The 25,356-nt window shown below is 59.5% G+C and carries 20 protein-coding genes and 2 pseudogenes; 11 read left to right on the top strand and 11 right to left on the bottom strand.

Annotated features, from left to right (window positions below; all coding sequences use genetic code 11):
* The first annotated feature begins 208 nt into the window (after nucleotides 1–208).
* Both F8N80_RS25755 and F8N80_RS25750 read left to right on the top strand, forming a co-directional pair.
* On the top strand, nucleotides 209–1,585 hold the full coding sequence (locus tag F8N80_RS25755; RefSeq protein WP_150745794.1) for an L-serine ammonia-lyase: 1,377 nt from the start codon (nucleotides 209–211) through the stop codon (nucleotides 1,583–1,585).
* Nucleotides 1,586–2,134: 549 nt separating this feature from the next.
* Nucleotides 2,135–3,238 (top strand): GlxA family transcriptional regulator, encoded by a 1,104-nt coding sequence (locus F8N80_RS25750; RefSeq protein WP_046029844.1) that lies wholly within the window; start codon nucleotides 2,135–2,137, stop codon nucleotides 3,236–3,238.
* A 114-nt stretch (nucleotides 3,239–3,352) separates the two neighbouring features.
* On the opposite strand, the gene F8N80_RS25745 is transcribed toward F8N80_RS25750, so the two are convergent.
* The 6 genes from F8N80_RS25745 to choX all read right to left on the bottom strand — a co-directional run bounded on the left by F8N80_RS25745 (nucleotide 3,353) and on the right by choX (nucleotide 8,814).
* Nucleotides 3,353–3,616 carry a hypothetical protein gene (locus F8N80_RS25745; RefSeq protein ID WP_150745793.1) on the bottom strand — a complete coding sequence of 88 codons (264 nt, stop codon included), beginning with the start codon at nucleotides 3,614–3,616 and terminating at the stop codon, nucleotides 3,353–3,355.
* 370 nt (nucleotides 3,617–3,986) lie between these two features.
* On the bottom strand, nucleotides 3,987–5,150 hold the full coding sequence (locus F8N80_RS25735; protein WP_150784967.1) for a gamma-butyrobetaine dioxygenase: 1,164 nt from the start codon (nucleotides 5,148–5,150) through the stop codon (nucleotides 3,987–3,989).
* A 25-nt stretch (nucleotides 5,151–5,175) separates the two neighbouring features.
* Nucleotides 5,176–5,652 (bottom strand): thioesterase family protein, encoded by a 477-nt coding sequence (locus F8N80_RS25730; RefSeq protein ID WP_150784966.1) that lies wholly within the window; start codon nucleotides 5,650–5,652, stop codon nucleotides 5,176–5,178.
* 151 nt (nucleotides 5,653–5,803) lie between these two features.
* On the bottom strand, nucleotides 5,804–6,769 hold the full coding sequence (locus F8N80_RS25725) for an L-carnitine dehydrogenase (protein WP_150745790.1): 966 nt from the start codon (nucleotides 6,767–6,769) through the stop codon (nucleotides 5,804–5,806).
* A 138-nt stretch (nucleotides 6,770–6,907) separates the two neighbouring features.
* Nucleotides 6,908–7,795 (bottom strand): 3-keto-5-aminohexanoate cleavage protein, encoded by an 888-nt coding sequence (locus F8N80_RS25720; RefSeq protein ID WP_150745789.1) that lies wholly within the window; start codon nucleotides 7,793–7,795, stop codon nucleotides 6,908–6,910.
* 74 nt (nucleotides 7,796–7,869) lie between these two features.
* Nucleotides 7,870–8,814, bottom strand: a complete 945-nt coding sequence (gene choX / locus F8N80_RS25715; RefSeq protein ID WP_150784965.1) for a choline ABC transporter substrate-binding protein — start codon at nucleotides 8,812–8,814, stop codon at nucleotides 7,870–7,872.
* Between the two features lie 207 nt (nucleotides 8,815–9,021).
* Between choX and F8N80_RS25710 the strand changes: the two genes are divergently transcribed.
* On the top strand, nucleotides 9,022–9,987 hold the full coding sequence (locus F8N80_RS25710) for a GlxA family transcriptional regulator (RefSeq protein ID WP_150784964.1): 966 nt from the start codon (nucleotides 9,022–9,024) through the stop codon (nucleotides 9,985–9,987).
* 81 nt (nucleotides 9,988–10,068) lie between these two features.
* On the opposite strand, the gene F8N80_RS25705 is transcribed toward F8N80_RS25710, so the two are convergent.
* The 4 genes and pseudogenes from F8N80_RS25705 to F8N80_RS25690 all read right to left on the bottom strand — a co-directional run bounded on the left by F8N80_RS25705 (nucleotide 10,069) and on the right by F8N80_RS25690 (nucleotide 14,079).
* Complete coding sequence (locus tag F8N80_RS25705) at nucleotides 10,069–12,816, bottom strand: RHS repeat domain-containing protein (RefSeq protein WP_150784963.1); 2,748 nt, start codon at nucleotides 12,814–12,816, stop codon at nucleotides 10,069–10,071.
* Between the two features lie 171 nt (nucleotides 12,817–12,987).
* Entirely contained in the window at nucleotides 12,988–13,404 is a 417-nt protein-coding gene (locus tag F8N80_RS25700; protein ID WP_150745785.1) for a DUF3010 family protein, read from the bottom strand.
* Nucleotides 13,405–13,436: 32 nt separating this feature from the next.
* Nucleotides 13,437–13,664 (bottom strand): annotated as a pseudogene (locus tag F8N80_RS25695) (helix-turn-helix domain-containing protein); the annotation flags it as partial.
* Between the two features lie 13 nt (nucleotides 13,665–13,677).
* Nucleotides 13,678–14,079 (bottom strand): lysozyme inhibitor LprI family protein, encoded by a 402-nt coding sequence (locus F8N80_RS25690; RefSeq protein WP_150784962.1) that lies wholly within the window; start codon nucleotides 14,077–14,079, stop codon nucleotides 13,678–13,680.
* 224 nt (nucleotides 14,080–14,303) lie between these two features.
* Between F8N80_RS25690 and F8N80_RS25680 the strand changes: the two genes are divergently transcribed.
* The 8 genes and pseudogenes from F8N80_RS25680 to F8N80_RS31750 all read left to right on the top strand — a co-directional run.
* On the top strand, nucleotides 14,304–15,281 hold the full coding sequence (locus F8N80_RS25680; protein WP_008033250.1) for a dipeptidase: 978 nt from the start codon (nucleotides 14,304–14,306) through the stop codon (nucleotides 15,279–15,281).
* A 76-nt stretch (nucleotides 15,282–15,357) separates the two neighbouring features.
* Nucleotides 15,358–15,888, top strand: coding sequence for a DUF5943 domain-containing protein (locus F8N80_RS25675; RefSeq protein WP_016972865.1), 531 nt, complete (start codon nucleotides 15,358–15,360; stop codon nucleotides 15,886–15,888).
* Between the two features lie 15 nt (nucleotides 15,889–15,903).
* Nucleotides 15,904–17,964 carry a dimethylglycine demethylation protein DgcA gene (dgcA, locus tag F8N80_RS25670; RefSeq protein WP_150745780.1) on the top strand — a complete coding sequence of 687 codons (2,061 nt, stop codon included), beginning with the start codon at nucleotides 15,904–15,906 and terminating at the stop codon, nucleotides 17,962–17,964.
* Between the two features lie 175 nt (nucleotides 17,965–18,139).
* Nucleotides 18,140–20,092 (top strand): dimethylglycine demethylation protein DgcB, encoded by a 1,953-nt coding sequence (gene dgcB, locus F8N80_RS25665; RefSeq protein WP_150745779.1) that lies wholly within the window; start codon nucleotides 18,140–18,142, stop codon nucleotides 20,090–20,092.
* Nucleotides 20,092–21,312, top strand: coding sequence for an electron transfer flavoprotein subunit alpha (gene etfA / locus F8N80_RS25660; protein WP_150745778.1), 1,221 nt, complete (start codon nucleotides 20,092–20,094; stop codon nucleotides 21,310–21,312). The genes dgcB and etfA overlap by 1 nt, the downstream gene beginning before the upstream one ends.
* 15 nt (nucleotides 21,313–21,327) lie before the next feature.
* A complete protein-coding gene (gene etfB, locus F8N80_RS25655) occupies nucleotides 21,328–22,098 on the top strand; it encodes an electron transfer flavoprotein subunit beta (RefSeq protein ID WP_150745777.1) in 771 nt (256 codons plus the stop codon).
* Nucleotides 22,099–22,272: 174 nt separating this feature from the next.
* Nucleotides 22,273–22,839, top strand: coding sequence for a GNAT family N-acetyltransferase (locus F8N80_RS25650; RefSeq protein WP_150745776.1), 567 nt, complete (start codon nucleotides 22,273–22,275; stop codon nucleotides 22,837–22,839).
* An 801-nt stretch (nucleotides 22,840–23,640) separates the two neighbouring features.
* Nucleotides 23,641–23,912 (top strand): annotated as a pseudogene (locus F8N80_RS31750) (metallophosphoesterase); the annotation flags it as partial.
* A 123-nt stretch (nucleotides 23,913–24,035) separates the two neighbouring features.
* Here F8N80_RS31750 and gbcA read toward each other — a convergent pair.
* Nucleotides 24,036–25,331, bottom strand: coding sequence for a glycine-betaine demethylase subunit GbcA (gbcA, locus tag F8N80_RS25640; RefSeq protein WP_150745775.1), 1,296 nt, complete (start codon nucleotides 25,329–25,331; stop codon nucleotides 24,036–24,038).
* Between the last annotated feature and the right edge of the window lie 25 nt (nucleotides 25,332–25,356).

Raw genomic sequence — 25,356 nt, 5'->3', positions numbered from 1 at the left:
TTGCAGTTCTGAACCGCAAAAAAACGGCGAAAACACAGCGTAAAACGCACGCGGCGTTTGTGGACAAGAGTACGTCGGTGTCAGACGTCGAATGACAGGGTAAAAGCCTGATGATGCAGCCATACCGGCGGATTGCAGCTTGAGCGTAGCAGCTCCGTCACCAGGCGCTTTTGCGTCTGGAGTTGGCACATCCAGGAGTTCGGCAGCAATGGCTATCAGCGTTTTCGACCTGTTCAAAATCGGTATTGGCCCTTCCAGTTCGCACACCGTGGGGCCCATGCGGGCCGCGGCGTTGTTCGTGCAAGGTTTGCGTGAGCAAGGGCTTCTGGAGCAAGTGCGGCGCGTCGAGGTTCAGCTATATGGGTCGCTGTCCGCCACCGGCATCGGTCACGGCAGCGATAACGCGGTGATCATGGGGCTGATGGGCGAGTGGCCGGACGCGATCGATCCGTCGCAGATCGGCATCCGCATCGCCACCCTGCGTGAAACCGACACGCTGTTGCTTGATGGACGTTTGCCGGTGCCGTTCATCTGGGGTCGGGACATGCGCCTGATCGACGAGAACCTGCCATTCCATCCCAACGCCATGACCCTGGTTGCCGAGGGCAATGACGGTGAGCTGCATCGCGACACCTACTATTCCATCGGCGGCGGGTTTGTGGTCGATGAAGCACAGGCCAGCAGCGGTGTGGTGGACCTGGATCGCACGGTGTTGCCGTACGATTTCTCCAGCGCCGTCGAGCTGCTCAGCCTCTGCAAGCAACACAACCTGCGTGTTGCCGAATTGATGATGGCCAACGAAAAGGTCTGGCGCAGCGAAGACGAAATCCGCGCCGGCCTGATGACGCTCTGGCGTGCGATGCAGGATTGCGTGGAGCAGGGCCTTAAACACGAAGGGATCCTGCCCGGCGGCCTGAATGTGCGTCGGCGTGCGGCCAGGCTGCACCGTAGCCTGCAGGAGTTGAACAAGCCCAACGTGATCGGCTCGACCTTGAGCGCCATGGAGTGGGTCAACCTGTTCGCTTTGGCGGTCAATGAAGAAAACGCCGCGGGCGGGCGCATGGTCACGGCACCGACCAACGGCGCGGCGGGGATCATCCCGGCGGTCCTGCATTACTTTATGAAGTTCAGCGAGGCGGTGACAGACGCTAACGTGGTCGACTATTTCCTCAGTGCGGCGGCGGTGGGAATTCTGTGCAAAAAGAACGCCTCGATTTCCGGTGCGGAAGTCGGTTGCCAGGGCGAGGTCGGATCGGCTTGCGCCATGGCGGCGGCCGGGTTGGCCGAGATTCTTGGTGCCACGCCGGAGCAGCTGTGCAACGCGGCGGAGATCGGTCTGGAGCATAACCTCGGCCTGACCTGTGATCCGGTGGGTGGACTGGTGCAGGTGCCATGCATCGAGCGCAATGCGATTGCTGCGGTGAAGGCGATCAACGCGGCGCAAATGGCGCTGCGCGGTGATGGTCAGCACTTTATCTCGCTGGATCGGGTGATCCGGACCATGCGTGATACCGGGGCTGATATGCATGACAAATATAAAGAGACATCGCGGGGTGGGTTGGCGGTGAGCGCGGTGGAGTGCTGAGTCAGTCACACCGAGTCGCCTGCTTCGCGAGCAAGCCCGCTCCCACACTTGATTTCGGTCGTACACAAATCTGTGCTCGCTGAAGATCTAATGTGGGAGCGGGCTTGCTCGCGAAGACGCCAGACCAGTCAAAACTGCGCGCAAAGTGAACACCGGAATCAAAACGCGCCACGTTTTGGCGCGTCGCTTACAGATAAGCCGCCGACCCGAGGGCAGGGTTCAAAACCCGCCCTGACCGCCCGTCACCCGTGCTTGGGGTGACACTCTTCCCAGCTGCGCGGCAGCCCTGTTCCCACAAGTGCTACCGATTTGCTCACAGGTAACGGGACAGAGCGCTTGCTGCCATTGATGGCACATAAATTCCAGACTCGATTCGTGTCATATCCAGACACATCGCGACGTCGTTTTCAGGAGTTATTGAACGCGCATTCAAATTTAGGCATGGCAATTGCTCTGTCATTACAAAGCCCGTCTCCCACGCGAGAACGATGGCAATAACAAGAGCCTCCGCCTGAGGCCATCACCCGTTTAGTGTGAGGAGATACCGCGATGACGACGTTCAACTCCGGGGCCCAACCCCAGAACCGTGCGCCTCAATCCATCGGCTTTCTGCTGCTGGACAATTTCACGCTTATTTCTCTGGCGTCCGCAGTAGAACCACTGCGCATGGCCAACCAATTGTCCGGTCGCGAACTGTATCGCTGGACCACGATCACCGTCGACGGCGGTCAGGTCTGGGCCAGTGACGGTCTGCAGATCACCCCCGATTGCTCCATGCACAAAGCGCCCGCCCTGGACACCATCATTGTCTGCGGCGGTATCGGCATTCAGCGCACCGTTACCCGCGAACACGTGTCGTGGCTGCAAAGCCAGGCGCGTCAGTCCCGTCGTCTCGGTGCGGTTTGCACTGGCAGCTGGGCCCTGGCCTGCGCCGGCCTGCTGGACGGCTTCGACTGCAGCGTGCACTGGGAATGCCTGGCCTCGATGCAGGAAGCCTTCCCGCGGGTGGCCATGAGCACCCGCCTGTTCACCCTTGACCGTAACCGCTTCACCAGCTCCGGCGGCACCGCACCGCTGGACATGATGCTGCACTTGATCAGCCGCGATCACGGGCGTGAACTGTCCGCCGCAATCTCGGAAATGTTCGTCTACGAGCGTATCCGCAACGAACAGGATCACCAGCGTGTGCCGCTCAAGCACATGCTCGGCACCAACCAGCCGAAGCTGCAGGAAATCGTCGCGTTGATGGAGGCCAACCTGGAAGAGCCGATCGACCTCGACGAACTGGCGGTGTATGTCGCCGTGTCGCGGCGTCAGCTGGAGCGGCTGTTCCAGAAATACCTGCACTGCTCGCCGTCGCGTTACTACCTGAAGCTGCGCCTGATCCGTGCCCGGCAGCTGCTCAAGCAAACGCCGATGTCGATCATCGAAGTGGCATCGGTGTGTGGGTTTGTGTCTACGCCGCACTTCTCCAAGTGCTACCGCGAATACTTCGGCATTCCGCCGCGCGACGAGCGTGTAGGCTCCAACACCACGCAGCAAGTGGCGATGATGCCGCTGCCGCAGGCATTGGTGCTGTCGCCGTTGTCGGGGCCGTTGTCAGCGTTGAGTCAGGCGCGTAATGAGTCGACGTTCGCCAGCGTAAGGCTCTAGACCGAGGCGCCCTCATCGCGGGCAAGCCTCGCTCCTACAGGATTAGCGTCGTACCGAAAATTCGTGATCGACATCAATCCTGTAGGAGCGAGGCTTGCCCGCGAAGGCGTCCTGTCAGGCGTTACGGCTCTGCTGATACTCCGCCAATGCCGGCAACAGTTGCTTGTCGATAGCCTGGCGCACCGCCGGCAGGATGGTCGCGCTGCTGGTGTACATCTGCTTGACCATGGTCCGCAGCGCGATCGCCCGTTCATTGTTCAAGCCTCGCACCGCACACTCGCAAGCCTGCTCGGCGGTGGAACCATTCGGTACTTGAAAACCCAACGACTTCAGTTGGCCCAACAGGTCTTCCTGGTCAATCAAATCGGCGTGCATCATGACGCAATCCTTCTTCAGGGAACGTTGTCTTGGCTCGATTCTGGTTGGGGCGCGGATTGGCGGCAAGGGCGATTTGTCGCAATGACCGCAATGGCTATGAACATGTCGTTTTCGGCTAACTTTCTAAAGAGAGGACGGCGCACACTGGATTCAGCTGGCTTCACGAAGGTTTGGTCACCCTCGCGCAACGGCTCCTCAACAGTACCCACCTCTGCCCCGATCCTGTCACGGCTTGATCGGGGTTTTTTTTGCCTGTGAATCCGGGAGATTTGGGGTGTTTGTACTGGCGTCTTCGCGAGCAAGCCCGCTCCCACAGGAGTACGCGTTCAAATGTGGGAGCGGGCTTGCTCGCGAAGAACGATGACGCGGTTCAGCGTTGCAACACGAGGATGCGCGACAGCAATTCATCCCGGTCAACATAGCAACCCTGGAAATGCCGCGCGCCCGTGGCCGGGTCGAAGGCATTGCGGGCATGGAGGGTACGGCGGTTGTCGAAACACCACAGCTCCCCGGGATTGAGCCTTTGCATCAGCCTGAATCGAGGCTCGCGGGTCATGGCAATGAACCGGCGATAAGCGCGATACAGCTTGGGCATCTGCTCCACCGACGCCTCGAACGGACCGCGCAGAAAGTTCGCCATGCGGATCTCCGACACCTGCCCGAAAGCATCCAGGGCGATGATCGGCGCGAGGCAGCGGTAGTCGCTATGACGGTCCTTGTTGCGAAACTCAACGGGGATTTCACACAAGGCCTGGAACGCTTCGGGATCTTCCTGGCGCAAGGCTGCGGCGATGGCGAACCCGTCGACAAAAACACTCTCGCCACCGTCGGCGTCATTGACCAGGCAATGCAGAAATTGCAGCCCCGGTTGCAGCTCCCGGGTCGGCAGGTCGCTGTGCAGCGGCAGGTTGAAGGCGGTGTAGGCATTGCTGTCGGCATCGGCCTTGGATTGCACGTTGAACAGCACGCCGAAATTGCTCTCGCGGATGAAGGAAATCCGCTGGGCGATCAGCTTCAGCGAGCCAGGCTCGGTGGGCACGCCACGGACCTGGGTCAGGCCGATGTCGCGCACCGCCAGCAGCCACTGCAGCAAGGCGTCGTTGTTGTGCATCAGTGCCTGGTAGTCGAACACCGGCAACTGCAAATCGCTGTTCCAAAGCCTGGCTTGCGGTTTGCCGGCACGGCGCTCGGCGCGGGACTCATCGTCATAGGCGTGGGCCCGTAGCCAGCCCGGATCGAAGCGACTGCGGTGGCCGTCCTGCCATGCGATGCAGAGGCAGCCTTCGGCATCGACGCTCGTCTCTGCCGGCACCAGATCTTCTTCGACATCGACGATTTCCAACACCTGCTCGCGGGTCACGGTGTAGACGCAGAGCGGGCACGGGCAGTTGTCCCGTAGCCATTGATGATGAAAGGGGCTGACGCGGTCATCGGCCCACTTCACCAGGACGCGATCCGCCAGGGTCTGCACGCCAGCCAGCGCGCTGATCAACGGGTAGGTGCGGAAGTCGGCAAAAGCGGCGGCGGTGTTCAATGGCGATCTCCTTGTTCGGGGGTGGTTATTTTGCCGGGGGTAGAGCGATCACGCGGCCAATGCAGGCGGGGGTGGGCAAGTCGGCTTGCTCGGCGACGATGGCTTGCAGCTTGCTGAAGGTCTCTTCACTGAACGGCGCGGATCGCGGCCCGGCGAGGTCGACGTGCAGCAGCATTTGCTCATTGCCCGCCAGCTCCTTGTCATCGCCCACCAGGTGCAGGCTGTGGTAGAGGTGCAGGCGTTTGCTGTCGTGGCCGATGATCTGCGTGTGCACTTCGACTTCGGCATCGAGCTTCACTTCGTGCAGGTAGTTGAGGTGCAGTTCGAGGGTGAACAGCGAGTTGCCGCTGGCTTCGCGGTTGTTGCTGTCCATGCCCAGCCGATCCATCAGCGCGTCGGTGGCGTAGCTGAAAATCAGCAGATAGAAGGCATCGCGCAGGTGGCCGTTATAGTCGACCCAATCGGGGATGATTTTGGTTTGGTAGGTGGTGAGGGTGGGCATGATCAGGATCCAGGATGTGTGGTGACAGGAATGTCGCTTTCGCGAGCAAGCCCGCTCCCACAGTGATTTGAGGTGTGAATACAATCTATGTCACGCAGCAGATCAATGTGGGAGCGGGCTTGCTCGCGAAGAGGCCGGACCTGCTGGCTAGTTACTCGCTGAACGCCATCCCATGCTTCTCTTTGGTGGTCTTCACCGCCTCCAGCACCGCCAGCAGACAATCATCACGATAGCGCTCCAGCGCCGAAATGCTGTGCGTGCCCAGCTGATCACTGGTCCCGTCCACCACATCGTCGATCAATTTGTCGGTCAATTCCGGCGCCGGCAGGTACGTCCACGGCAATTGCAACGCCGGCCCGAACTGCGCCATGAAGTGGCGCATGCCCGCATCGCCACCGGCCAGGGTGTAAGTCAGGAATGTACCCATGAACGACCAGCGCAGGCCCGCGCCAAAACGAATCGCATCGTCGATTTCACCGGTGGTCGCCACGCCATCGTTGACCAGGTGCAGCGCTTCACGCCACAGCGCTTCGAGCAGGCGGTCGGCGATAAATCCTGGCACTTCCTTGCGCACATGCAACGGACGCATGCCGAGGGATTCGTACACTTTCATCGCCGCCTGAACGGCTTCGGGCGCAGTGTTTTTGCCACCAACCACTTCCACCAACGGCAACAGGTAAACCGGGTTGAACGGATGCCCGACCACGCAGCGTTCCGGGTGTGTCGAGCTCTCGTAGAACTCACTCGGCAACAGCCCCGAAGTACTGGAGCCGATCAGGGCATCGGGCTTGGCCGCCGCGCTGATCTTGCTGTGCAGTTCCAGCTTCAGGTCCAGACGTTCCGGGGCGCTTTCCTGAATGAAATCCGCATCGCGAACGCACTCTTCAATCGTCGCGACAAAGCGTAAGCGATCCTGTGATGCGCCGGCTGCCAGGCCTTGTTTCTCCAGTGCACCCCAGGCATTGGCGACGCGTTTGCGCAGGGCCGCCTCGGCACCGGGCGCCGGGTCCCAGGCCACCACGTCGAGGCCGTGGGCGAGGGCGCGGGAGACCCAGCCACTGCCGATCACACCGCTGCCGAGTGCTGCGAAGGTTTTGATTTCGGTGATAAAGGTCATGGCGACGTCCTAAAAAGTTCGGTGATCCTGTAGGAGCGAAGCTTGCTCGCGAAGACGGTGGTCCGGCCGCAGAGTACGTAGTGGATGTACTGGCCTCTTCGCGGGCAAGCCTCGCTCCTACAGGTATTGTGTGTGGGTTTAGCCGCGCTTGGTCAGGCCCATTTTTGCCCGGCCTTCAGCCGGTGTCAGAACCCGGGCGCCGAGGCGGCTGAGAATTTCCGAGGCGCGCTCGACCAGTTGGCCGTTGGTCGCCAGCACGCCCTTGTCCAGCCACAGGTTGTCCTCAAGACCGACCCGCACGTTGCCGCCCAGCAGCACCGCTTGTGCCGCCATCGGCATCTGCATGCGACCGATGCCGAACCCGGCCCAGACCGCGTCGGCCGGCAGGTTGTCGACCATGGCTTTCATGGTGGTGGTGTCCGCCGGCGCGCCCCACGGAATGCCCAGGCACAGCTGGAACAATGGGTTGTCCAGCAGTCCTTCCTTGATCATCTGCTTGGCGAACCACAGGTGACCGGTGTCGAAGATTTCCAGCTCAGGCTTAACGCCCAGCTCTTGAATGCGTTTGGCGCCGGCACGCAACTGCGCCGGGGTGGACACGTAGATGGTGTCGCCGTCGCCGAAGTTCAGGGTGCCGCAATCGAGAGTGCAGATTTCCGGCAGCAGTTCTTCGACGTGGGCCAGACGGGTCAGCGGGCCGACCAGGTCGGTATTGGGGCCGAACTCCATCGGGTTCTCGCCCGCGCCGATTTCCAGGTCGCCGCCCATGCCGGCGGTGAGGTTGACGATGATGTCGACGTCTGCCTCGCGGATGCGCTCCATCACTTCGCGATACAGCGCCACGTCACGGCTGAATTTGCCGGTTTGCGGGTCGCGAACGTGGCAGTGAACCACGGTGGCACCGGCCTTGGCGGCTTCCACGGCTGCCGCGGCGATTTGTTTCGGGGTGACCGGCACGTGTGGGCTTCTGGCGCTCGTGTCGCCAGCACCGGTGAGTGCGCAGGTGATGATGACGTCGTGGTTCATGAGGGGGGTTCCTTGCAGGCGTGATGATTCCGTCCGCAGCCCGGTCGGGCTGCGAATCAGTGGTTCAATCGGGTTTATTTGGTGGTCAATTTCAGGTTTTCAGCCGCCGGTTTGCCATCGAAGGTGGTCACGCCTTCGAGCCAGCGTTGTTTGTCTTGCGGGTGATCCATCAACCATTGCTTGGCCGATTCGAAAGCGTCCTTGTGCTCCAGTAACGGCTGCATCATCCGGCTCTCGTCATCGGCGGTGTAGGTCAGGTTGCTGAGCAAGCGACCAATGTTCGGACATTGCTGTGCGTAGTTCGGCGAGGTGACGGTCCAGACCGTGGCCATGCCTTCGTTCGGGCCCAGGGCGTCTTCGCTGCCAGTGAGGTAAGTCATCTGCACGTTAACGTTCATCGGGTGCGGCGCCCAACCGAAGAACACCACCGCTTCCTTGCGCCGCACGGCGCGATCCACCGCGGCGAGCATGCCGGCTTCACTGGACTCGACCAGCTGAAACTTGCCCAGGCCGAACTGATTCTTGGCGATCATCGCCTTGATCTGGGTGTTGGCGCCCGAGCCAGGCTCGATGCCGTAGATCTTGCCGCCCAGTTCTTTCTGGAATTTGGCGATGTCGGCAAAGGTTTTCAGGCCCTTGTCGGCGAGGTAAGTCGGCACGGCGAGGGTGGCGCGGGCATCTTTCAGGCTGGGCGCTTCCAGCACCTTGACTTGATTGGCCTGGACGAACGGCGTGATGGTCTGTGTCATCAACGGGTTCCAGTAGCCCAGGAACAGGTCCAGGCGCTGGTCGCGGATCCCGGCGAAAATGATTTGCTGGGACGCACTGGTTTGTTTGGTGTTGTAGCCGAGGCCGTCGAGCAGGACCTGGGTCATCGCGCTGGTGGCGATCACGTCGGTCCAGTTCACGACGCCCATGCGTACGTTCTGGCATGAAGCAGGTTCGGCCGCCATGACACCGGCGCTCAATAAGGCGGTACCGCTGAGTGCAAGAACACAGCTGCTGATCAGTCGTTTCATGTCGGGGTTCCTCGGCAGACGTTATTGTGGGTCCGGCGTCTGCATCCGTAAGACCGGATGCGCCGTGCGCCGGTGATGCCAAGTTACGCAGCATAGCCCCCGTGAAAGCGCACTACGGCGACCAGCTCTTGCACTGCGGCGACCTGTGCTCTTGAATGCCGCGCGCAAGTGGCGTATCAACAGCTACCTGCCCACCGAGTGCGCTTCATGTCCCAGGATTTCTACTTCTTGTTGATGCCGGGCTTCTCGGCCATCGGTTTCATCTCGGCCATCGAGCCGCTGCGGGTCGCCAATCGCTTTCGCGGCGAGCTGTATCGCTGGCATGTGCTGAGCGCCGACGGTGGCGCGGTATTGGCCAGCAACGGCATGTCGGTCAACGCCGACGCGGCGCTGGAACCGCTGAAAAAAGGTGCAACCCTATTGGTGGTCGCCGGTTTCGAACCGCTGAAATTCGCCACCCCGGCACTGGAGCACTGGCTGCGCCGCCTGGACCACGAAGGCGTGACCCTCGGCGCCATCGACACCGGCAGCTTCGTCCTCGCCGAGGCCGGCCTGCTCGATGGCCATCGCCTGACCTTGCACTGGGAAGCCATCGACGCCTTCAAGGAGTCTTACCCACAACTCAGCGTCACCCAGGAGCTGTTCGAGATCGACCGTCGGCGTATCACCTCTGCGGGCGGCACCGCTTCCATCGACCTGATGCTCGACCTCATCGGCCAGGCCCACGGTCCGGCACTGGCGATCCAGGTCAGCGAACAATTCGTACTCGGCCGCATTCGCCCGCGCAAAGACCACCAACGCATGGAAGTCGCCACGCGGTATGGCATCAGCAACAAGAAACTGGTGCAGGTGATTGGCGAGATGGAGCAGCACAGCGAGCCGCCGTTAAGCACGCTGGAGTTGGCGGAATCGATCAAGGTGACGCGCCGGCAGCTGGAGCGCCTGTTTCGCCTGCATTTGAATGACACGCCGAGTAACTTCTACCTGCGCTTGCGGCTGGAAAAGGCCCGGAAGTTGTTGCGTCAGACGGATATGAGCGTGCTGGAGGTGAGTATTGCCTGCGGGTTTGAGTCGCCGTCGTATTTCACCCGCAGTTATCGGGCGCGGTTTGCGCGGTGTCCGCGGGAGGATCGGCGGGTGGAAAATCGGCAAGGGGCGAAAACGAACACTTAGCAAGATTGCAGTGTATATCGAGGGATCGCATATCGATGTAATCGGGTTGTCTCCATCGCTGCTCAGGTATTTTGGCATTTGTTAATGTCTGAATTGGAGGGCCAGTGCCGCTAGGCTATCAGCGTTGTGAACGGTAATTGCTATTTTTGCGTTCAATACTTGAGCTTCTGGTGAATGGAAGTTTTTTTGTGCTTTTTCTATATGTTTCATGAGTTTTATTTTGTTCTTGTCTTTAAGCTTCGATTGATCGGGACCCTTTTCGGCCATCAATCGGGACTTCTCCAGTGCGGTATTCATGGCGCCCTCGATGGTTGCTGCTGTGTCGTTTTTCCCGGACGAGGGAAACAAGTACCAAAAATCTGCAGTTTTGGCATGAACGTGGGTCAATTCATGAAACATTGTCCCGGCTCTACGCGGGGCTGATTGCTCGCGAGCCTTTAGGTTAAGATAGACAATCTCCGTCCCCTGTTTTTTACTTTTGTGACGGTGTGCTCTTTGCACGGGTTTCTGGGGATTATTTTCGGTAAATACAAATCGATCTCCCGTAGCTTGGTCCTTTAACCCTCCATTATAGGTCTTCTCTAGTTTTTTCCTGGCGGCGTCCGCCGCAAGTTTCAAGTGTTCTTCCTGCATGTCTGTACCGAAAATATTTTTTAGTTTTTCCAGCGTGGAATCCGATAAATTTGGAGCGCTGAGTGCGGAGATCGCTTTTTTGGTGAATTGAAGCATCGTTGCATAATCTTCGAGGAACTCGGCTTTATCGATAGAGGGCAAGTGATCAGCACGTCGATAAAGTATTGCCTGTCCAGCCGCGAGCATTTTTGTTTCATGCTCATCGATTGGCTCGATCGGGGCGAGACCTTTGCTGTCTTTAAGTCTCAGTGGATTGTTCTGGACCATTTTGTAGTAGTTCAAGCCATCAATGTTTCCGGCGGGGTCAGGATTAATCCAGCGCTGTAGCCAATGTGCGTAATATCGAAACCCATAATAGTAAAGTCCAGTGGTATCTCGCTCTGTCCCGGAGTAGCGAATGGTTTTGTACTTGGCTTCTGTCAAGTTTCGTGCGGCCCACCAGGCAGTGCCGCCGAACGGGTAGTAACCTTCTTGGCTTAGCAGGCCTGCCTCCTCATCGAGTTCTAGTGTGCTGGAACCAAGGTGATCACTCAGGTTGTAGCGAATCTGATTGTTGACAATGTCTATGGGAGGTTCTTCGTCCCAGTGCAAAACCCGCACGCTGCAATTGCTGGCTTCAATGTTCATGACATGGCGCACTTCTACAGCGTTGTTGTAATGGACTTCCAGTCCTGGCAAATAACGTACATCGGCACTTCGGACGCCAGATTTAGTTCGAGCGCGAAGCGTCTTTCGCAGCCGCTGGCCCTGTCCATCGTAGATATAGACTTCATCGTCATCCTGGGCGTTATCCCTGAGGACCTGAATGACTTCACTCAGTTGATTTCGCGTGTTCCAGCGCAGGGTCTGTGCCCCCGGCAGTAACGTCTGCAGATTGCCATTGTGATCGAAGCTGTTGTTGAAGTCTGGTTCTTTATTTCCTGCTCTCAACAGGCTGCGATTACTGGAAGGGGCAGTTACCATTTCTCGGGTGTAACCGCTCCGGCCATCGTGAACGACAGTGTACAGATTCCCCGCTGCGTCATATGAAAATGTCTGTTTATAGGTACTCATTCGTTGCGGATCGATAAGAGGGGTTTGCAACTCGGGCAGCGCAGGTCCTTGACTGGCCGGTACGGACTCACGCCCGGTTGCTTCTATCAATTGATAAAGAGAGTCGTATTTATAGGTGTTGAGGGGCTCAGTACGCTGGTTGCTAAAGTAGCGGACGGTCTGCGCCGAGTCCAGAATGCGGGAGATATTGCCGACAGGGTCATAGAAGTAGTGATGATCCTGAAAGGTGTGACCGGGCCGACGGGAGGTAAGTCGCAAAAGGCGATTACTTTCAGCCTCATAACACCGGGTAATCTCAACACCGTTGCCTACAGTCTCGCTTTCGATCTGGCCGGTGGCACTGTAGAGAAGGTTGCTGACTAACGTTCTCTCGGGCAAGCCTTCGCGTTTCAGTTGAATCTGTCTAACCTGGCCGGCAACGTTATACCCCAGTACCTGTTGATTACGCCGTGCATCGGTCTGGCTCAACAAATCATTCGTGGTGTTGAATAGCCACCGAGTAGTAAAGATTTCGAGCTCGAGTTTTTTGTCGCGCTCAGTTTCGATGTCTGACCAGTCTGGTATCAGCAGGTCAATCATGAATCGTCGAGATTTGCACAGGATTGTGCCTGACAAACCATATTCATCGATGGAAAGACTGCCGGCGGTGTCATCGTGCCGAATCAACTGCCCGCATTGATTATGGGTATTGAATTCAATGCGGCTGTCGGCGTAGGTCATCCGTTCGGTTACACACGAGGGTTCGTTGACGGCGTGTTCCGTTACTAAGGTGGTGCGAAGCAAGTTGTCATACCCAATCAGGCGCTGGCTCTGTCGACCATCCCATTCACAAAGCAGTTGGTTTGCATTTCCCATGAGTTTCAACCGCCACCCGGCATCGACGCTTTTGGTCAGCAATGGCAGGGCTGATAAAGAATATCTGGTTGCAAGATTGGGTGCTTGCTGAGCCGAAAACAGCCGTGGATCCCAACTGGACTCCAGGCGCGCATGTGCGTCGAAAGCCTGGCGGGTGATTCGTGCCTCGGGTGTTTGAGTGGCGTCGGAGCAATGATAGGCAATGCTTCGAATCTGTAGTTCGCGTGCGTCAATTACCGAAAGCGTCGGCGTTGCGCTATGAAGAGACGGTTGCGAAAAGCTGCTCATTGGGTACACGCATATTCAATGTCGGATGAAATTGAACATGCGCTTTTTTGTAGAGGTTGCCTACTGTCATAAATAACAGGTTAGAAGGCGTTAAACCGATGAGCTCGTCAACAGCTACTGCAGTGTTTCGGAGACTGGCGTTTGGACTGCGCGTAGTTGAGGCGCTCGCTGCTACTTCTTTATCAACGCCGAACACGCCGCCTTGTACGCCTCATGCTGATACTTGTTCAACGTCGCCGGCAGCTCAAAATCAAACTTCTTGTTCTGCGCATTGATCGTCTGCGGCGACAGCAGCGTCACCTCGCAATTCTCCAGCAACTGCAAAACCCCTTCGATCTTGAAGGTGGTCGGCCCGCCGGCGAACTCGCCTTTCTTGCTGCGTTTCTTGATCGCGATCCGGTCGATGGAATGCTCACGCACAAACGACGCCACTTGAGCGGCAAACACTTTGACGTTCGCCGCCTCGTCGTCATCGTCGAGGGTGATTTTCTTGGTGGCCAGGGCGACATGACTCAGCACCTGACCGTCGAGGGAGGCCACCGCGATAATCGCTTCACTGCCTTTGATTTCGATGCCGCAGATATTCATTTCGATCCCTTTTCCTGATGCTGGCGTTCAGCTTACAGCTCTAGTTGGTTGGCGGTGATGCCAAAAGCCCCGGCAATTTTCTCACGGGTCGCCTTGCGAGGCTTGGCGACGTTCTCTTGCTGAGCGAACGCCTGCTGGGAAATGCCCATGCGTCTGGCTACTTCTTCCTGTGTAAGGCTGAGGTGTTCGCGCCAGGCGCGAATGGGCGTTGCACCGTCAACGATAAGGCTGACTACTTCGTGTGGGATCAAATTATTCTCCATGCTTATGTTCTTATTCCTGCCCGATCGACTCCAGAAACTCCGACCGCTCATCACTCATCCGCGCCACGCAATCATTCTGCGCAATGGTGAAGGCCTTGCTGCCGCTGGTCGCCGGGAACGCCTCGACGGCGCAATCCGCGTCGCGGGTTTTCAGCCACTGTTGCTGGGCCGTCTTGAGCCTGGCGGTGACGTCGGTCAGTTGCGCCGGGTTCTTGCCGTAGAGCATCTGCATGCGCTCGGCCAGGCTTTTGTAGTTTTCACTCAGCAGGTCTTCGGCAGTGGTTCTGCCGTAGGCCGAGCATTCCAGGGTCTGGATTTCGTTTTCGACGGCGTCGCAGGGGTTGTCGTCGGCCTCTTCAGCCGCCTGCGCGCCGGTCGCTATCAATGCCAAAGCCAGAAATATCGATTTCATCGTGTCGCCGCCCCTAAATCCAGTGATGCGATGGATTCTCGCGTATGCGGACGGGCTTGAACAGGTCGCTTATCCGGCCGGCTGACGACCCTTTGTCGTGCATTGACGCTTTCGGCAATTCCCCTGTCGTTTTTGCACCCGGCTGCCAAGGCACTGAGGCATATGCTGGCCCCAAAGCGCCGACACACGATTCGGCGCATGAATCGCTAATAGGGGACAGCCTGATGAGCCCAGCCGAATTGCACGCCGACAGCATCGTTATCGACGGGCTGATTATTGCCAAGTGGAACCGCGAGCTGTTTGAAGACATGCGCAAGGGCGGTCTGACCGCGGCCAACTGCACCGTGTCGGTGTGGGAGGGCTTCCAGGCCACCGTCAACAACATCGCCGCCAGCCAGAAACTGATCCGCGAGAACAGCGACCTGGTGATTCCAGTGCGCACCACCGCCGATATCCGCAAGGCCAAGGAGCAGGGCAAGACCGGCATCCTGTTCGGCTTCCAGAATGCTCACGCTTTCGAGGACCAGATCGGCTACGTCGAGGTCTTCAAGCAGCTGGGCGTCGGTATTGTGCAGATGTGCTACAACACCCAGAACCTGGTCGGTACCGGTTGCTACGAGCGTGACGGCGGCCTGTCGGGTTTCGGTCGCGAAATCGTCGCCGAGATGAACCGCGTCGGCGTCATGTGCGACCTGTCCCACGTCGGCTCCAAGACTTCCGAAGAAGTCATCCTCGAATCGAAGAAGCCGGTCTGCTACTCCCATTGCCTGCCATCGGGTCTGAAAATCCACCCGCGCAACAAGTCCGATGAAGAGCTTAAGTTTATTGCTGACCACGGCGGTTTCGTCGGCGTGACCATGTTCGCGCCGTTCCTGGCCAAGGGCATCGATTCGACCATCGACGACTACGCCGAAGCCATCGAATACACCATGAACATCGTCGGCGAAGACGCCATCGGCATCGGCACCGACTTCACCCAGGGCCATGGCCAGGACTTCTTCGAATACCTGACCCATGACAAGGGCTACGCCCGCCGCCTGACCAGCTTCGGCAAGATCATCAACCCGCTGGGCATCCGCACCGTCGGCGAGTTCCCGAACCTGACCGAAACCCTGCTCAAGCGCGGCCATTCCGAGCGCGTGGTGCGCAAGATCATGGGTGAAAACTGGGTCAACGTCCTCAAGGACGTCTGGGGCGAGTAAGCCACCGCACCTCTGAATTTTCCCCCGGCCGTCCGCGCCGGGGGCAACACAACGAATTTTCTGGAGTTAAGTTTCCATGGCCAAGATCGCCCCGCAATTGCCTATCGAAGTCGACAGCGAAACCGGTGTCTGGACGTCCGACGCCCTGCCGATGCTGTACGTACCGCGTCACTTCTTCGTCAACAACCACATCGGCATCGAAGAGGTTCTGGGGGCCGACGCCTATGCTGAGATCCTCTACAAGGCCGGCTACAAGTCCGCCTGGCACTGGTGTGAAAAAGAAGCCGAGTGCCACGGCCTGGAAGGCGTCGCGGTGTTCGAGCACTACATGAAGCGCCTGTCGCAACGTGGCTGGGGCCTGTTCAAGATCCAGGACATCGACCTCGATAAAGGCACCGCCAGCGTCAAGCTCGAACATTCGGCGTTCGTCTACGTCTACGGCAAGGTCGGACGCAAGGTCGACTACATGTTCACCGGCTGGTTTGCCGGTGCCATGGACCAGATTCTGCAGGCCCGCGGCAGCAAGATCCGTACCGTTGCCGAACAAGTCTACGGTGGCTCTGAAGAGGGTCACGATGACGGTTTGTTCACCGTCAAGCCGTTGTAAGTCGAGGAACCCGCCATGGCTTTCGAAGCAATGTTCCAGCCGATCCAGCTCGGCAAACTGACCATCCGCAACCGCGTGCTCAGCACCGCGCACGCCGAGGTCTACGCGACCGACGGCGGCATGACCACCGATCGGTACGTCAAGTATTACGAAGAGAAAGCCAAGGGCGGGATCGGCCTGGCGATTTGCGGCGGCTCGTCCGTGGTGGCCATCGACAGCCCGCAGGAGTGGTGGAGCTCGGTGAACCTCTCCACCGACCGCATCATTCCGCACTTCCAGAATCTCGCCGACGCCATGCACAAGCACGGCGCCAAGATCATGATCCAGATTACCCACATGGGCCGGCGGTCACGTTGGGACGGCTTTAACTGGCCGACGCTGATGTCGCCCTCGGGCGTACGCGAGCCGGTGCACCGTGCCACCTGCAAAACCATCGAGCCGGAAGAAATCTGGCGGGTGATCGGTAACTACGCGCAGGCCGCTCGCCGGGCCAAGGCCGGGGGCCTGGATGGCGTCGAACTGTCCGCTGTGCACCAGCACATGATCGACCAGTTCTGGAGCCCGCGGGTCAACAAACGTACCGACGAATGGGGCGGCAGTTTCGAGAATCGCATGCGGTTCGGCCTGGAAGTGCTCAAGGCCGTGCGCGCCGAAGTCGGGCCGGATTTCTGCGTCGGCATCCGTCTGTGCGGTGACGAATTCCACCCGGACGGTTTGTCCCATGAGGACATGAAACAGATCGCCAAGTACTACGACGACACCGGCATGCTGGACTTCATTGGCGTCGTGGGCTCGGGTTGCGACACCCACAACACCCTGGCCAACGTGATCCCGAACATGAGTTATCCACCGGAGCCGTTCCTGCATTTGGCCGCCGGTATCAAGGAGGTGGTCAAGGCGCCGGTGCTGCATGCGCAGAACATCAAGGACCCGAACCAGGCGACCCGTATCCTGGAGGGCGGTTACGTCGACATGGTCGGCATGACCCGCGCCCATATCGCCGACCCGCACCTGATCGCCAAGATCAAGATGGGCCAGATCGACCAGATCAAACAATGCGTCGGCGCCAACTACTGCATCGACCGGCAATACCAGGGCCTGGATGTGTTGTGCATCCAGAACGCTGCGACCTCCCGGGAGTATATGGGGCTGCCGCACATCATCGAAAAGACCACCGGCGTGAAACGCAAGGTCGTGGTGGTCGGCGCCGGCCCTGCCGGGATGGAAGCCGCTCGTGTGGCCGCCGAGCGCGGGCACGACGTGACCCTGTTCGAGAAAAAGGAATTCATCGGCGGGCAGATCACCACCGCGTCGAAAGCCCCGCAACGGGACCAGATCGCCGGTATCACGCGCTGGTATCAGCTGGAACTGGCGCGGTTGAAAGTCGACCTGCGCCTGGGCGTGGCGGCCGATGCACCGACCATTCTCGACCTGCGTCCGGACGTGGTGGTGCTCGCCGTTGGCGGTCACTCCTACCTGGAGCAGAACGAGCACTGGGGCGCGGCTGAAGGCCTGGTGGTCAGCAGCTGGGACATCCTCGATGGCAAGGTTGCACCGGGCAAGAACGTGCTGGTGTACGACACCATTTGCGAGTTCACCGGCATGTCGACGGCCGACTTCCTGGCCGACAAAGGCAGCCAGGTCGAAATCGTCACCGACGACATCAAGCCCGGCGTGGCGATTGGCGGCACATCGTTCCCGACGTACTACCGCAGCATGTATCCGAAAGAAGTGATCATGACCGGCGACATGATGCTGGAGAAGGTCTACCGCGAAGGCGACAAGTTGATCGCGGTACTGGAAAACGAATACACCGGCGCCAAAGAGGAGCGGGTGGTGGACCAGGTGGTCGTCGAAAACGGCGTGCGTCCGGACGAAGAGATCTACTACGCGATGAAGGAAGGCTCGCGCAACAAGGGCCAGATCGACGTCGAGGCCCTGTTCGCGATCAAGCCGCAACCCTGCCTGGAACAGAGCGGCGACGGCTACCTGCTGTTCCGCATCGGCGACTGCGTGGCCCAGCGTAACGTTCACGCCGCGATCTATGACGCGTTGCGGTTGTGCAAGGATTTCTAACGGCTTGTGGATAACCCTTGTAGGAGCGAGGCTTGCCCGCGAAGGCGTCCTGACATTCAACATTGATGTCGGCTGATCCATCGCCTTCGCGGGCAAGCCTCGCTCCTACAGGGAATCGGGCAAGGCATCCAGGTAGTTTGGCCTGCAAGACCCTGCGGTCTTTGGGAGCTCCACCATGTTGAACACCCTTCTTCCAATCCTGTTGTTCGCTGCCCTGGGCCTTGCGGTTCTCGGCGCGTTGCGGCGGGTGGCCATGTGGCGCCGGGGCCGGGCTTCGAAAGTCGACCTGATCGGCGGCCTGTTCGCCATGCCCAAGCGCTACATGGTCGATTTGCACCATGTGGTAGCGCGGGACAAATACATCGCCAATACTCACGTCGCCACGGCCGGTGGTGCGGTGGCGTCCATCGTACTGGCGATTCTGGTTCACGGATTTGGCCTGCATAACCGCATCCTCGGTTATGCGCTGCTGTTGATGACGGCAGTGATGTTCGTCGGGGCGATTTTTGTCTACCTGCGTCGCCGCAACCCACCGGCTCGCCTGTCCAAAGGCCCGTGGATGCGCCTGCCGAAAAGCCTGTTGGCGTTCTCGGTCAGTTTCTTCCTGTTGACCCTGCCGGTCGCCGGCATCCTTCCGGAAAACTTCGGTGGCTGGGTAGTGGCAGCGATCCTCGGCGTCGGTGTGCTGTGGGGCGTCTCGGAACTGTTCTTCGGCATGACCTGGGGCGGGCCGATGAAGCACGCCTTCGCCGGTGCCCTGCACCTGGCCTGGCACCGCCGCGCCGAACGTTTTGGTGGCGGCCGTTCCACTGGTTTGAAGCCGCTGGACCTGAGCGATCTCACTGCGCCACTGGGCGTGGAAAAACCCAAGGACTTCACCTGGAACCAACTGCTTGGCTTCGACGCCTGCGTGCAGTGTGGCAAGTGCGAAGCCGCGTGCCCGGCATTCGCCGCCGGCCAGCCGCTGAACCCGAAAAAACTGATCCAGGACATGGTCGTCGGCCTCGCCGGCGGCACTGACGCCAAGTTCGCCGGCAGTCCCTATCCGGGCAAGGCGATTGGTGAGCACGCCGGCAACCCGCATCAACCGATCGTCAACGGCCTGGTGGACGCCGAAACCCTGTGGTCCTGCACCACCTGCCGCGCCTGCGTCGAGGAGTGCCCGATGATGATCGAGCACGTCGATGCCATCGTCGACATGCGCCGCCATCTGACCCTGGAAAAAGGCGCGACCCCGAACAAGGGCGCCGAAGTCCTGGAAAACCTGATCGCCACCGACAACCCTGGCGGCTTCGCCCCGGGCGGGCGGATGAACTGGGCGGCGGACTTGAACCTGAACCTGCTCAGCGAGAAGAAGTCGGTCGACGTGCTGTTCTGGGTCGGCGACGGCGCCTTCGACATGCGCAACCAGCGCACCTTGCGCGCCTTCGTCAAAGTGCTGAAAGCAGCCAAGGTCGACTTCGCAGTGCTGGGCCTCGAAGAACGCGACAGCGGTGATGTGGCCCGACGTCTGGGCGACGAAGCGACCTTCCAGTTGTTGGCCAAACGCAACATCCAGACCCTGGCCAAGTACAGCTTCAACCGCATTGTCACCTGCGACCCGCACAGCTTCCACGTGCTGAAAAACGAGTACGGCGCCTTCGACGGCCACTACCTCGTGCAGCACCACAGTACCTACATGGCGGAAATCATCGGCGCTGGCGCCCTGAATCTCGGCCAGCACAAAGGCAGCAGCGTGACTTATCACGACCCGTGCTACCTCGGCCGCTACAACGGCGAGTACGAGGCGCCGCGCGAAGTACTGCGTGCCCTGGGCATCGAGATTAAGGAAATGCAACGCTCCGGCTTCCGCTCGCGCTGCTGCGGCGGTGGCGGCGGTGCGCCAATCACCGACATTCCGGGCAAGCAACGGATCCCCGACATGCGCATGGACGACATCCGCGAAACCGGCGCCGAACTGGTGGCCGTGGGTTGTCCACAGTGCACCGCGATGCTCGAAGGCGTGGTCGAACCCCGTCCGCTGATCAAGGACATCGCCGAACTGGTCGCCGATGCCTTGCTCGAAGACGCTGCCCCGAGCAAACCCAATGCTCCGGCCAAACGTGAAGAACCTGCGGAGGCCCACTGATGAGCGACATTATCCGCCGCGACCCACACGCCGAATGGATCGCCCGCAACCGCCTGCATCCGCTGCACGCGGCCATGCAACCAGTGCAACACAGCTGGATGGGGCCTAACGGGGTCATCCGCAAGAACCCCCATGGCATCGGTTTCATCGGGCCCAACGGCATCAAGCGCATCGACCGCAGTGGCGCGCAACAGGGCGGGGCGAGCAAACGCGCTGCCGCCGCTGAAGTGCAATTGCCGCTGCATCAGGTGCCGCAACCGGCCTTCTACATCAGCGTGGTGCCGGACATGGTCGGCGGCCGCTTGAGCAGCCATGACCGCGACCTGCTCGGCCTGGCGCATCAGTTGGCCGGCAAGGACGGTGCGGTATTGGCCGTGGTCTTCGGTGAACACAAGGAAAATGCCTTCGCCACCGCGGGCGTCGATCGCTTGCTGGTGCTCGATGGCGATGAATTCAGCGGTTATGCACCGGAACAACGGGTTCAGGGATTACGGGCTGTGGATAACCAGTTCAGCCCGCGTCACTGGTTGCTGCCTGACAGTCGCACCGGTGGCGGCGAACTCGGTCGACGCTTTGCCGCAGCACTGGGCGAACGCCCCGCCACTCGAGTCTGGCAGGTCAAGGATCAGGAATGCATCGGCCGCGCCGGTGCAGGATTGCAAGACCTTGCGCGCCCGGTTGCCCGTCTGATCCTGGCTGCCGTCGAATGTGCCGAACCTGTCAGCGAAACCCGACACGAAGCCTTGCCGGTAGAGTTATCCACAACCATCGCGCGCAGTCTCTCGCGCATCGAGGATCTGGGCGCGGTGGCGGTGGACCCGGCGGCCATTCCGATGGCCGAAGCCGAGTTCATCTTCTCCGGCGGCAACGGGGTCAAGGACTGGGGACTTTTCCACAGGACGGCCCAAGCGTTGGGCGCGACCGAAGGCGCCTCCCGAGTGGCGGTGGACGATGGCTTCATGGCGCGCGACCGCCAAGTCGGCGCGTCCGGCACCTGGGTCACCGCACGGGTCTACGTAGCGGTGGGGATTTCCGGGGCGATCCAGCACCTGCAAGGCATCGGTGCCTGCGACAAGGTGGTGGCGATCAACCTCGACCCTGGTTGCGACATGATCAAACGGGCCGACCTGTCGGTGATCGGCGAGAGCGCCGAGATTCTTCAAGCCTTGATCGATGCGGTAGAGGCTTACCGCAATGAAGCCAGGCGCGATGCGGCTTAAGGAAAGGAAAGGGTTATGAGCACGAAAATCATCAGCCTGGTGTCCATCGGCGCCCACCCGACCTCCGGCCGGCCACGTCGCGCGGAACAGGATGCGCGGGCGGTGGAACTGGGCCTGCAACTGGCGGGGGATAACCTGCAAGTGCTGCATGCCGGCGACGTCGCGGAACCGGCGTTGCGCGCTTACCTGGGCATGGGACTGGAACAGCTGCATGTGCTGGAACAACCGGTCGGCGCCGATGCGCTGCCCGCATTGACCGCCTATTTGCGTGACGCCGGCGCTCAGGTCGTATTGACCGGCAGTCAGGCGGAAACCGGCGAAGGCTCCGGCATGCTGCCGTTCCTGCTGGCCGAAAGTCTTGGCTGGCCGCTGGTGGTGGGGCTGGCCCAGGTTGAATCCATCGACGGCAGCTCGGCCCTGGTACTGCAAGCCTTGCCCCGGGGTCAGCGTCGTCGGTTGAAAGTGCGGTTGCCGTTTCTCGCGACTGTGGATAACGCCGCGCCGAAGCCTCGGCAGAGCGCTTATGGTCCGGCTCGACGCGGTGTGCTGCAGGCGGATGAAGTTGATGTGGTCGATGATGAGTTGCTTGCCGTCGCCACGCTGCAGCCAGCCAAACCACGGCCTAAACGCTTGAAGGTGATCAAGGCCAAAAGTGGTGCTGACCGGATGAAGGCGGCCACGGCCAAGGCCAGTGGTGGCGGTGGGCAGGTGCTCAAAGGGCTGAGTCCCGAGGCGGGGGCTGAGGCGATTCTCAAGCTGCTGATTGAAGAAGGCGTGGTCCGCTAACAGCTAATCAGCACAGAACCAATGTGGGAGCGGGCTTGCTCCGGGCGGCGTTCCGACGAAGACGGCGTGTCAGTCGACATTAAAATTGCCTGCCACACCGCTTTCGTCGGAACGCCGCCCGGAGCAAGCCCGCTCCCACAGGATGTTCGTGTCACCGACATTTATGGGGAAATAATGGCAGTTGAGTTTCGTTTAGCCGTGCGTGCGGATGCGCGGGAAATTGCGCGTTTGTTCCAGATCACATCAGAGGGGACTGCCGATTACATCTGGAGCCAATTGGCACAGCCCGGCCAGGATCTGCTGGACGTCGGCGCCATTCGATATGCCCGTGACAACGTGGACTTCTCCTGGCAGAACTGCCTTATCGCAGAGTCGGACGACCAAGTCATTGGCATGATGCACAGCTACGTGATGCGTCACGATCCGCTGGCTACGCCTGTGACCGACCCGGTCCTGGCGCCCTACGCGACGATGGAAATCCCCGACACCCTCTACATTTCCAGCCTGGCGCTGCATGAGGGCTGGCGGAACCAGGGCCTGGGCAAGCAATTCCTCGACTACGCCTACGATCGTGCCAACCAGCTCGGGCTCAACGGCTTGAGCCTGATCGACTACGCCGCGAATGCCGGCGCCCGGCGGTTTTACGAGCGACATGGCTTTCGTATTGTCGATACGTGCCAGATCACGCCACATCCGATGATTCGGGTGAGGGGTGAGGCCTATCTGATGTACCGCCCGTAAGGCGCTAACCAAACCCTTGTAAGAGCTGGCTTGCCAGCGAAGAGGCCATCACATTCAACATCTATGTTGACTGTTACGCCCCTTCGCCGCGGTGCGGCGATCCGACAAGCCAGCTCCTACAGGGATTTTTTCCTTTTACCCACAATCCCTGTTAGCGCTTCTGTGGATAACATGTTCGCCCCTCGCTGCACCCCATGTAAAACAAGCCCTGCAAGCCTTCGTACGAAAAACAACCAGCCTAACTCACGGTTTTCACGAGCTTTTTCCAGAAGATAAGGGTGTTCGCGGGCCAATACTTGCCCCCAATCTCTGTTGGCGCTTCTGTGGATAAGATGTTTGCTGTCGGCTACAGCCCATATAAACCGGGCTTGTCAGGCGTCTGATTAAAAAATAGCCAAATCACTGCTTTATTCTTGAATACCTTTCGCAAGCCCCGATTTATCGCGGGTTCCCGCGGTTTTCCACAGAATTGCCAAAGTTGCCCCCAAAGTCTGTTGGCGCTTCTGTGGATAAGGTGTTCGCCATCCTCTGCGGGCCAGGTAAACCGTGGCTTGTAGACTTTAGATCAAAAAACAACCAACTGTGGTCTGGAACCCTGTTTCAAGATAAGTCACGGATTTTTTTCGCATTCTGTGAATAAATTTTCCAAAGATTCCGACTTGTCCCCATTAGCTGTGGGTGGAGTTGTGGATAACTTGTTCGCCAAACCCTGCAAGCCACGTTCCGCATAGGCCTGAACGCTATAGATCAGATTTCATACAGTTCTAAGGCCCGTTTTGACTTCAACCAGTCACCTGTCATTACTGGTATTGGGGGCATTTGCACAACGGCATTTGCTATGCGGCTCAAGGAGGGCTGCATGCGCGTTGTGCCGGGCATGGGCGATTCCGTATGGCAACGCCAGTGAACTGGACGGGCATTCGCGGGTGTTGTGGTCGGAAACGCAAAATGCGCGGGATGAGGCGTACCCGGATCGGGTGTTGAAGGGTTATGTGAAGGTGCGGTGGGTGGGGGAGAGCATTGTCGAGGAGTTTATCGGGGAGGATGGCAGTGTGCGGTGGTCTTCAAGCTGATTGGGTGAATTTGAGACCGCTTTCGCGAGCAAGCCCGCTCCCACAGGGATTGAAGTGGTTCACAACATTTGTGAACACCACCGATCTCCTGTGGGAGCGGGCTTGCTCGCGAAGCTTTTGATCTTATCCCTGAACCGGCACGCCTTTGAGGTATGGCGCAGGCTCAGCCCCAAGGTTGTTCAGCAACCGCTCGCTGTACCAGTCCACAAAATTCACCACGCCAAACTCATAGGTCTTGGAATAAGGCCCTGGCTGGTACGCCGTGGAGTTGATCCCGCGCTGGTTCTCTTCGGCCAGGCGACGGTCCTGATCGTTGGTCGCATCCCAGACCTGGCGCATGCGCTCCACGTCGTAGTCCACGCCTTCGACCGCGTCCTTGTGCACGACCCACTTGGTGGTGACCATGGTTTCCTGGGCGCTGATCGGCCACACCGTGAAGACGATGATGTGGTCGCCCATGCAATGGTTCCACGAGTGCGGCAGGTGCAGGATGCGCATCGAGCCCAGGTCCGGGTTCTTGATCCGGCCCATGAGTTTGGCGCAGCCCTGTTTGCCATCCAGGGTCATCGATACGGTGCCCTTGAGCAGCGGCATGCGCACGATGCGGTTGCGCAGGCCGAAGCTGGCGTGGGCGTAAGGGATTTTTTCGGCTTCCCAGGCGGCAGCGGAGGCGGCTACGTGGTCCTTGAACGCCTGGTCGGCCCGCGGGTCGGTGACGTCGTCCCATTCCAGCAGGGTTTTGAGCAGTTCCGGGTGCGAGGCGTTGCAGTGGTAGCACTCGCGGTTGTTCTCCAGCACAAGCTTCCAGTTGGCCTTTTCCATCAAGGTGGTGGTAATCGCCACCTTGGTGTTCTCCATGTCGTACGGTTCCATGTAATGGTTGAGCGTCGACAGGAAGTCATCGATGGCTGGCGGGTTTTCCGCCAGGCTGATGAAGATGTAGCCACCGGCGGTCTTCACGTTCACCGGCTTGAGGCCGTATTGCTTCATGTCGAAGTCGGCGCCCATTTCGGTGCCGGCGAACAGCAGGCGACCGTCCAGCTCGTAGGTCCACTGGTGGTAGTGGCAGACCAGCTTGGCGACCTTGCCTTTTTCACTGGTGCACAGCCGTGAGCCGCGGTGACGGCAGACGTTGTGGAACGCATGCACCACGCCCTCGGCGCCGCGAATCACGATGATCGGGTTCTTGCCGATTTGCAGGGTCAGGTAGTTGCCCTTGGTCGGGATCTCGCAGGTCATGCCGGCGATCAACCACTCTTTCTGAAAGATTTCCTGCATATCGATATCAAACAGCCGCTCGTCAGAGTAAAACGGCTGCGGCAGCGAGAAAGTGCGCTCGCGCTCTTGCAGCATCTGCGCGGTGGCCTTGCGTGCGGGTTCCAGCGGATCGCCCAGGCTGATTTTTGCGGTGACGTCCATCGTTTTGATCCTCATGGCCATTCTG

The organism is Pseudomonas fluorescens (genome assembly GCF_902497995.1).
GTDB classification, from domain to species: domain Bacteria; phylum Pseudomonadota; class Gammaproteobacteria; order Pseudomonadales; family Pseudomonadaceae; genus Aquipseudomonas; species Aquipseudomonas fluorescens_BK.
This window is presented reverse-complemented; position numbering and strand designations above follow the sequence as displayed.